Raw genomic sequence first — 8,969 nt, 5'->3', positions numbered from 1 at the left:
AATTCCCCTATCGGAATGTCCGAAAAAACTTGACCAGGACAGATCGATAGCATCACATGCACCTCATCAGGCATCGGGTGCCCTTCCTCCACCCTGTACTCCTTTTGCGCCGCCAGCTTGCGAAACACCTCTCCAAGGTGCTGGCGCAGTTGGTAGTACTGCGTCCTTCGCCGACATTTCGGCATGAAACCACGTGATATTTGCAGTCCCATGCCGTGTGATTCAAACTCTCATACTTGTCCATCCTCATTATTCCTTTCGTTTGCTGGGCGGCTCACGTCTGGAAGTCTCTGCGATGGACAACTCCTGAAAAGTCAAACTCCTACTGCCTCCCCGGCAGAACCGGGGTTTTCCTGCTATTAATAAACTGCGTCGAATCAATAACGTTCTGGACACCGGGCGTCCACCCTCATAGCCAGTGCCGGGCAAACCCGTCAGCCTTTGGGCGCCTGGCGCGCGGCAAACGCCAGCACGGCCTCCAGCATGCGCCGCAGGTGCGGCTGCACGCCCGCAGCCACCTCGGGCAGGTAGTCAAATGGCAATGCTTCTTGCATATAGCTGCACTGGGTCATCTCCAACTGGATGGCATGCACGCCCTGCCCCGGCTGGCCATAGGTGCGTGTAATGTGCCCGCCCTTGAAGCGGCCATTGAGCACTGCCGTATACCCACTGGCTTGCTTCGCAATCGACAGCACTTCTTGCGCCAACGCAGGGTCACAGCTTTCGCCGTTGGCCGTGCCCAGGTTCAGGTCGGGCAGCTTGCCTTCAAAGAAGCGCGGCAGCACCGAGCGGATGGAATGGGCGTCCCACAGCATTGCCACACCGTGTTGCGCGCGGATGCGGTCCAGCTCAGCACGCAGTTGCGCGTGGTACGGCGCCCAGATGGCGTCGCGGCGCGCGGCGATCTCAGCGTCATCGAGCACATCACCGTTGGCGTAGATGGGTGTGTCGTCAAAGGTATCGACAGGACACAGGCCGGTGACGCTCTGGCCAGGGTACAGGCTGGCGCCGTCGGGCGGACGGTTCAGATCGACCACATACCGCGAATGCGTGGCCACCAGGATGGACGCCCCCATGTCTTTGGCAAAGGCGTAGAGGCGCTCCATGTGCCAGTCCGTGTCGGGCACCTGGCGGGCTTCTTCCGTGAAGCGAGCGGCCAGCGCCGGGGGCACATAGGTGCCTGCGTGGGGCATGGAGATCAGCAGCGGCTGCGTGCCCTGGTAAAAATTGAACGACGGTGGTGGTGCGGTATTGGCGGTATTGGTCATGGCGGGTTCAGAAAAAAAGGGGGGAAGGGATCAGTCGCGTGCAATGGTGGCAGAGCGCGCGGCCACAAAGGCCTGCGCGGCGGCCTCGTGCAGCGCATGGCGGCCTTTGGACACACGGCACACGCCACCTGCCCACAGGCTATCAACGGCCGAAGTGCGGTGGCTGCCAAACACATGGGCCGACAGCATGCTGTGCACAGGCAGATCACGCAGCGCCACATGCTGCGCGTCCAGCACCACCATGTCAGCCTGCTGGTCCACGGCCAGGCCACCAACAGCGCGCCCGGCGGCCTGCGCGCCACCCGACACGGCCTGCAAGCTCATGGCCGTGGCGACCTCGGGCTGCGCCGCACTGGCCAGCACGTTGCGCTGACGCCGCGACAGGCGCTGGCTGTACTCCAGCATCTGCAACTCTTCGGCCGCGTTCACGCAGGCATGGCTGTCCGAGCCCACGCCCCAGCGGCCGCCATGTTGCAGCCACAGCGGCATGTCAAAAATGCCATCGCCCAGATTCGCTTCTGTCGTGGGACAGATGCCTGCCACGGCGCCCGTGCGTGCGGCAGCGGCGTATTCATCCGGCGTCATGTGCGTGGCGTGCACCAGGCACCAACGGGCGTCCACGGGTGCATGGTCGAGCAGCCATTGCACGGGGCGCTGGCCGCTCCAGGCCACACAGTCATCCACCTCCTGCGTCTGCTCGGCAATGTGGATGTGGATGGGAGCCTGCGGGTTCAAGGCGGTAAGGCCCTGCACGGCAGCGGCCAGGCTGTCGGGCGGCACAGCCCGCAGCGAGTGCGGCGCCAGACCCAAAACGGCCCCTTGCGCTTGTGCAGCGGGCGCAAGGCGCTCCAATAAAGAGAGCATGTTGTCCGTGCTGCGGATGAAGCGCGCCTGGTCGGCACGCGGCGGCTTGGCGCCAAAGCCGCTGGTCTGGTACAGCACCGGCAGCAGTGTGATGCCCATGCCCGCGTTGCGCGCGGCGCGCAGCAGGGCCAGAGACAGCGTGGCGTCGTCGGCATAGGGCCTGCCATCGCGGTCGTGGTGCACGTAGTGAAACTCGCACACCGAGGTGTAGCCCGCCTCCAGCATCTCCACGTACAGCCAGGTGGCAATGGCCTCCAGCGACTCGGGCGTGATGCGCGCGGCAAAGCGGTACATCAGATTGCGCCAGCTCCAAAAGCTGTCCTGGCTTTCTCCCCGGTATTCAGTGAGTCCGGCAAACGCGCGCTGGAACGCATGCGAATGCAGGTTGGGCATGCCGGGTAGCAGAGGCCCGGCTGCCACCGGCGTGCCCTGTGGCGCGGTGGTGTCCGCAGTGACCGCACCAATGCGCCCCGCCCCATCCCAATGCACCAGCACATTGCGCGCCCAGCCGGTGGGCAGCAGCGCATCGGCCGCAAAAAGGCTGTGTGAAGCGTCAAGCGCCATGGCGAACTCCCTGGTGTGTGTGAATGCCCAGGCCGTCGGCGGCCACACGGCCCTGGCGCACGATGGTGCAGGCGGGCTTGTGGCCCAACCAGTAGGCCAACTCTGCAGCCTCCCCCACGGGCCACAGCACAAAATTGGCGGGTCGGCCCGACGCAATGAGCCCCTGCGAATCCTGCAGCCCCAATGCGCGCGCGGCATGGGTGGTGATGCCTGCCAGCGCCTCGGGCACCGTCAGGCGGAACAGCGTGCAGGCCATGTTGGCCATGAGCAGCAGGCTCAGTGCAGGCGAGGTGCCCGGGTTGTGGTCGGTGGAGACGGCCATGGGCACGCCCGCTTTGCGCAACTGCGCGATGGGGGGCAGCTGCGTGTCGCGCAGCGTGTAGTAGGCGCCCGGCAGCAGCACGGCCACGGTGCCGGCCGCCTTCATGGCGGCGATGCCGTCGGCCGATAAGTGTTCGATGTGATCACACGACAGCGCGCCATAGCGCGCGGCCATCACTGCGCCGCCCATGTCCGACAGTTGCTCGGCATGCAGCTTGACGGGGATGCCGAGCTTTTGTGCCGCCTGAAACACTTGCTCCGTTTCCGCCAAGGTGAAGGCGATGCGTTCGCAAAACACGTCCACTGCATCCACCAGGCCCTCGGCCGCCAGCGCGGGCAGCATCTCGTGGCAGACGAGGTCGGTGTACGCCTGGCTGCGGCCCGCGTACTCGGGTGGCAACGCATGCGCGCCGAGAAAGGTGGTGCGTACCGTCACGCCGAACGCCTCGCCCAGGCGGCGCGCCACGCGCAGCTGCTTGCGCTCATGGGCCAAAGCCAGCCCATAGCCAGACTTGATCTCGATGGCGCACACGCCCTCTGCCAGCAAGGCCTGCAGGCGCGGCAAGGCCAGCGCGAACAGTTCGTCCTCCGACGCCTCGCGCGTGGCCTTGACCGACGACACGATGCCCCCGCCCGCCTTAGCCACCTCTTCATAGGTGGCGCCGGCCAGGCGCATGGCGAACTCGTTGGCACGCTGGCCGCCGTAGACCAAATGGGTGTGGCAATCGACCAGGCCGGGCGTGGCGATGGCGCCCTGGCCGTCAAACCGGGGCAAAGCGCTGAAGGCCGATGGCAACTGCGCGTGCGGCCCCACCCAGCGCACCATGCCACTTTGCACCACCACGCTGGCGGGTTGCCCCTCAGGCACCGCCACATCGGCCACCCACAAAGGGGCAACGGGTCGCAGGCCCGACCAGACGCCGTCCGCCATGGGGGCCGATGAAAGCCGGGAGAGCTCGCCCTGAATCTGCGGGTTTGCAAACGTGTTCATGGATGTAATTGCTACTCAATTAATAGCTGCTTACGCTTATAAATAAAGCGCTAGCGGCCATTTTTAATCATATTTCTATCGAAATGAAAGGCTGCAGCGCCACAAAGACCAGAACAGGGTCAGCACCTTGCTGCCCCACACGGCTCGTGTCACCGAGGGGTTCGAGGCGGGTGCTCGCAACCCCGCCGTCGCCCACCTGCGCGCCATTGCCATTGGCTTCGGCAGGTCCATTGACCCACCAGGCCCCCTGCCCCGCCATCAGCGAACGCGGGTTGCTACCGTCGCCGCAAAAAACCCAGGTGCCCTGCAGCACCATACAAAGGCCAGCAGGGGCGTGTGCAAGCTGCTGCGCGTCGCGCACCACTTGCAGCGTGCCGCGCCAGGCACCCCGGCGCAGCATGAGATTGAAGTCGGTCGAGGCGCCACCCCGCATGCGGCAATTCACGGGCTCATCGCCCGAGAAGGCAAACGGGTGCCAACGCTGGTCCAGCGTATGCTCCCAACGGCCACCAGCACCCTGCAGATGCACACCATCGCCCCCCAGCAGCATGATCTGCCGATCCACCCCGGGGAAGGCCGAGAAAGGTCCGGGGGTGGCAATGGTGGCCACACTCACACGCCATTCAAAATCGTCCATGCCGGCACCGGGTGGCCAGCAAACCAGCTCCTGCGTGCTGCCACCACCGTTCTTCCAGGGCACAGAAGATAGGTCGGCCAGGTCAAAAAACGCCGTCATGCGACGTTACCCCGCTGCGCCGGCGCACCATCCACCAACAGAGGGAACAGCGGGTGATTCATCTCCGCCCCGGCGGGCAGCTCATCGGCCAGGCCCGGAAACTCGGGCGATGTCTTCCACGGGCGGGGCGCATGGCGCGTGTCGTCACCGAGGAATCGCACCGAGAACACGCGGCGGCGGTTGGTGCCGTCCACCCCACCCGCCGCATGCAGCGTGAGCATGTGGAAACACACCACGTCGCCGGGCTCGGTCTCCCAGCCCACGATGGGGAAGGCGTCGCGGTCGGCCTCGACATTGGGCAAGTCCTGCAGGCTGCCTTCGGGGAACCACTTGGCCTGGTTGTCCATGAAGGTGCGCGGCATGAGCCAGGGGCCCTTGTGTGAACCGGCCACGAATTCAAGCGTGGCAGCGCGCGACACCGGGTCGACCGGAATCCACATGCTCACGTTCTGCATGCCTTCGATGTTGTAGTAGGGCTGGTCCTGGTGCCACGGTGTGCGCTGGCGCGTGCCCGGCTCTTTCACCAACACATGGTCGTGGTACAGCCGCACGGTGCGCGATTGCATAAGCCGCTGCGCGACCAGGGCCAGCGGCGTCTCGTGCACGAAGCGGCCAAATTGCGGGATGTCTTGCCAGTTGCAGAAGTCCTCGAAGAAGCGGCCCGGGTCATCGGGGCGGCTGGCCACCTTGGCGCGCAGGCTGGGTGCGGCCAGGTTGGCATCGATGCCTTCGCGCAGCAGCGCGACTTCATCGGGCGTGAGCAGTTGCTTGATGCAGATGGCGCCGTCGCGGGCGAAGTCTGCCACCTGCGCGTCGCTCAGTCGCTCCTGCAGGCGTTGTGCAAAGCTGGCCATTCACTTCACCATCGGCAGCTTCAGACCCTGCTTCTTGGCCGTCTCCACCGCCAGTTCATAACCCGCGTCGGCATGGCGCATCACACCGCTGCCGCAGTCGTTGACCAGCACATTGGCAAGGCGCTGAGCCGCCGCTTCGGTGCCATCGGCCACGATGACCATGCCCGAGTGCTGCGAGTAGCCCATGCCCACGCCGCCGCCGTGGTGCAGGCTGACCCAGGTGGCGCCGCCCGAAGTGTTGAGCAGCGCATTGAGCAGCGGCCAGTCGCTCACGGCGTCGGTGCCGTCCTTCATGCCTTCGGTCTCGCGGTTGGGGCTGGCCACGCTGCCAGTGTCCAGGTGGTCGCGGCCGATGACGATGGGCGCCTTGAGCTCGCCGTTCCTCACCATCTCATTGAAGGCCAGGCCCGCAATGTGGCGCTCGCCCAGGCCCAGCCAGCAGATGCGCGCGGGCAGGCCCTGGAAGGCGATGCGCTCGCCCGCCATGTCGAGCCAGCGATGCACGTGTTTGTTCTCGGGGAACAGCTCCTTGATCTTGGCGTCGGTCTTGCGGATGTCCTCCGGGTCCCCCGACAGCGCCACCCAACGGAACGGCCCTTTGCCTTCGCAGAACAGCGGGCGGATGTAGGCAGGCACGAAGCCAGGGAAGTCGAACGCGTTCTTAACGCCTTCATCAAATGCCACTTGGCGGATGTTGTTGCCATAGTCCACCACCGGGATGCCCATCGACTGGAAGTCGAGCATGGCCTGCACATGCACGGCGCAGGATTTGGCGGCGGCTTTCTTCAGCGCTTCGTGCTGCGTCACGTCCTGCTGCGCGGCGCGCCACTGCGCCACGGTCCAGCCTGCGGGCAGGTAGCCGTTGACGAGGTCGTGGGCCGAGGTCTGGTCGGTTACCAAATCGGGCTTCAAGCCACCTGCCTGGGCACGCTTCACCAGTTCAGGCAGCACGTCGGCCGCATTGCCCAGTAGCGCGATGGAGATAGCTTCCTTGGCCGCCGTGTGCTGCTGGATGAGTTCAAACGCATGGTCGACGTCACGCGCCTGCTTGTCCACGTAGCGTGTGCGCAGGCGAAAGTCGATGCTGCTTTGCTGGCACTCGATGTTGAGCGACACCGCACCCGCAAAGGTGGCGGCCAGCGGCTGTGCGCCGCCCATGCCGCCCAGGCCCGCAGTCAGGATCCACTTGCCCTCCAGCGAGCCGCCGTAATGCTTGCGGCCCGCCTCGGCAAAGGTCTCGTAGGTGCCCTGCACGATGCCCTGCGTGCCGATGTAGATCCAGCTGCCCGCCGTCATCTGGCCGTACATGAACAGGCCCTTCTGGTCCAGCTCGCTGAAGTGCTCCCAGTTGGCCCACTTGGGCACCAGGTTGGAGTTGGCCAGCAGCACGCGGGGCGCGTTGGAGTGGGTCTTGAACACGCCCACGGGCTTGCCGGACTGGATGAGCAGGGTTTCGTCGTCGTTCAGGTCCTTGAGCGAGGCGAGGATCTGGTCATAGCACTCCCAGTTGCGCGCGGCGCGGCCGATGCCGCCATACACCACCAGGTCTTGTGGGCGCTCGGCCACTTCGGAGTCCAGGTTGTTCTGGATCATGCGGTAGGCCGCTTCGGTGAGCCAGCTCTTGCAGGTGAGCTGGCTGCCGCGCGGCGCGCGGATCACGCGGCTGGCGTCGTGGCGGGGGTCGGTGTTGGACGAAGCTGCGGCAGCAATGATGGCGTCGTTGGCGTTCATGGTGGACTCCTGTGAATCAATGGGTGTGAACAGAAAAGATCAGGCGTGGCTGGGCAGGCACTGCAGCAACGGCACAGGCCATGGCGTCTCCATGGCCCATCCGCGCATGGCTTCGATGTCGGTAGCAAGGAAGCGGTCTTGCTCCAGATAGGCCACGCGCTGGCGAATGGCGGCGAACTGGTCTTCGATGAGGGGCGAGGATTTCAGGCTGCGGTCGAACTCCATGCCCTGCGCAGCGGCCATGGCCTCGATGCCCACCATCACGGCCGCATTGCGCACCATGTCACCCAGGCGGCGCGCGCCGTAGGTGGCCATGGAGACATGGTCTTCCTGGTTGGCCGATGTGGGCAGGCTGGTCACGCTGCTGGGGTTGGCCAGGCACTGGTTCTCGGCCGCCAGCGCGGCGGCGGTGACCTGGGCGATCATGAAGCCTGAATTGACGCCGCTGTCGCGGATCAGGAAGGCGGGCAGGCCTGAGAGACCTGGGTCCAGCAGCAGCGACAGGCGGCGCTCGGAGATGGCGCCAATCTCGGCCACGGCCAGTGCGATGATGTCTGCCACGAAGGCCACGGGCTCGGCGTGGAAGTTGCCGCCGGAGATCACGTCGCCGTTGTCAAAAACGAGCGGATTGTCAGACGCCGCATTCGCCTCGATCGTCAGCACGCGTGCGGCATGGTGCAGGTTATCGAGGCACGCGCCCATCACCTGCGGCACGCAGCGGATGGAATACGGGTCTTGCACGCGGCCACAGTTCGGGTGCGAGGTATCGATGGCGCTGCCATCGAGCAGCGCGCGCACGGCAGCGGCCACGGCGATCTGCCCGGTCTGGCCGCGTGCCTCGTGGATGCGTGCATCAAACGGCTTGACCGAACCCTTGATGGCTTCGAGCGACAGACAGCCTGCCACCAGCGCGGCAGCGAACACGCTCTCGGCACCAAACAGCCCGGCCAGCGCGAGCGAGGTGGACACCTGCGTGCCGTTGAGCAGCGCCAGCCCTTCCTTGGGACCCAGCACGAACGGTGCAAGGCCGATAGAGCGCATGGCCTCGGCCCCCGACACCACCGTGCCATTCACCTTGGCCTGCCCTTCACCGATTAGCACACAGGCCAGGTGGGCGAGCGGCGCCAGGTCACCCGACGCGCCGACCGAGCCCTTGGCCGGAATAACAGGAAGCACATTGGCGTTCGCCATGGCCAGCAGCGCATCCACGATCTCAGGCCGGATGCCGGAGTGGCCGCGCGCCAGGCTGATGGCCTTGGTCGCAAGGATGAGGCGCACCACATCGTCCGCCAGCGCATCGCCCGTGCCCACGCTGTGCGACAGCACCAGGTTGCGCTGCAACTCGGCCAGGCGCGCGTGGGCGATCTTGGTGCTGGCGAGCTTTCCAAAGCCGGTGTTGATGCCATAGACCACCTGGTCTTCGTCCACGATGCGCTGCACCGTGGCCAGCGACGCCTGCATGAGGGCGCGCGCGGACGGGTCCAGCGACAATTGCACGGGCGCGGCATAGATGCTGCGCAGCGCGGCCAACGACACATGGCCGGGGAGCAGGGTCAGGGAGGAAGTGGTGGCTTTTGTCATGGCGTTGATCCTGTATATACAAGTAGGTACAAGCGAAAGAAATTCTGGGGCTTTTGACC

7 protein-coding genes and 1 pseudogene are annotated in these 8,969 nt (G+C 65.3%); all 8 read right to left on the bottom strand.

Annotation, left to right across the window (positions count from 1 at the left end):
* Positions 1-244, bottom strand: a pseudogene (gene tnpA, locus J8G26_RS16005) (IS200/IS605 family transposase); the annotation flags it as partial.
* A 190-nt stretch (positions 245-434) separates the two neighbouring features.
* Entirely contained in the window at positions 435-1,268 is an 834-nt protein-coding gene (gene hutG / locus J8G26_RS16000; protein WP_210570122.1) for an N-formylglutamate deformylase, read from the bottom strand.
* Positions 1,269-1,298: 30 nt separating this feature from the next.
* Positions 1,299-2,696, bottom strand: a complete 1,398-nt coding sequence (locus tag J8G26_RS15995) for a formimidoylglutamate deiminase (protein ID WP_210570121.1) — start codon at positions 2,694-2,696, stop codon at positions 1,299-1,301.
* On the bottom strand, positions 2,686-4,008 hold the full coding sequence (hutI, locus tag J8G26_RS15990; protein ID WP_210570119.1) for an imidazolonepropionase: 1,323 nt from the start codon (positions 4,006-4,008) through the stop codon (positions 2,686-2,688). Before hutI ends, J8G26_RS15995 begins: the two co-directional genes overlap by 11 nt.
* Positions 4,009-4,075: 67 nt before the next feature.
* The gene (locus J8G26_RS15985) at positions 4,076-4,744 is read right to left on the bottom strand and encodes a HutD family protein (protein ID WP_210570117.1); all 669 of its coding nucleotides are present in this window, start codon (positions 4,742-4,744) and stop codon (positions 4,076-4,078) included.
* Positions 4,741-5,598 (bottom strand): phytanoyl-CoA dioxygenase family protein, encoded by an 858-nt coding sequence (locus J8G26_RS15980; RefSeq protein ID WP_210570115.1) that lies wholly within the window; start codon positions 5,596-5,598, stop codon positions 4,741-4,743. Before J8G26_RS15980 ends, J8G26_RS15985 begins: the two co-directional genes overlap by 4 nt.
* Positions 5,599-7,329: a urocanate hydratase gene (hutU, locus tag J8G26_RS15975; RefSeq protein WP_210570113.1), complete on the bottom strand. Its 1,731-nt coding sequence runs from the start codon at positions 7,327-7,329 to the stop codon at positions 5,599-5,601.
* Positions 7,330-7,368: 39 nt separating this feature from the next.
* Positions 7,369-8,910, bottom strand: a complete 1,542-nt coding sequence (gene hutH, locus J8G26_RS15970) for a histidine ammonia-lyase (protein ID WP_210570111.1) — start codon at positions 8,908-8,910, stop codon at positions 7,369-7,371.
* Positions 8,911-8,969: the final 59 nt, after the last annotated feature.

The organism is Acidovorax sp. JG5 (genome assembly GCF_017939685.1).
Lineage (GTDB): Bacteria > Pseudomonadota > Gammaproteobacteria > Burkholderiales > Burkholderiaceae_C > Acidovorax.
Note: the sequence above shows the minus strand (reverse complement) of the source record. Positions and strands in the feature narration are given on the sequence as shown.

Excerpts from the sequence above, each read along its gene's own strand:
- hutU (WP_210570113.1), bottom strand. The coding sequence starts at position 7,329 with ATGAACGCCAACGACGCCATCATTGCTGCCGCAGCTTCGTCCAACACC.
- J8G26_RS15980 (WP_210570115.1), bottom strand. The coding sequence starts at position 5,598 with ATGGCCAGCTTTGCACAACGCCTGCAGGAGCGACTGAGCGACGCGCAG.
- hutG (WP_210570122.1), bottom strand. The coding sequence starts at position 1,268 with ATGACCAATACCGCCAATACCGCACCACCACCGTCGTTCAATTTTTAC.
- J8G26_RS15995 (WP_210570121.1), bottom strand. The coding sequence starts at position 2,696 with ATGGCGCTTGACGCTTCACACAGCCTTTTTGCGGCCGATGCGCTGCTG.
- hutH (WP_210570111.1), bottom strand. The coding sequence starts at position 8,910 with ATGACAAAAGCCACCACTTCCTCCCTGACCCTGCTCCCCGGCCATGTG.
- J8G26_RS15985 (WP_210570117.1), bottom strand. The coding sequence starts at position 4,744 with ATGACGGCGTTTTTTGACCTGGCCGACCTATCTTCTGTGCCCTGGAAG.
- hutI (WP_210570119.1), bottom strand. The coding sequence starts at position 4,008 with ATGAACACGTTTGCAAACCCGCAGATTCAGGGCGAGCTCTCCCGGCTT.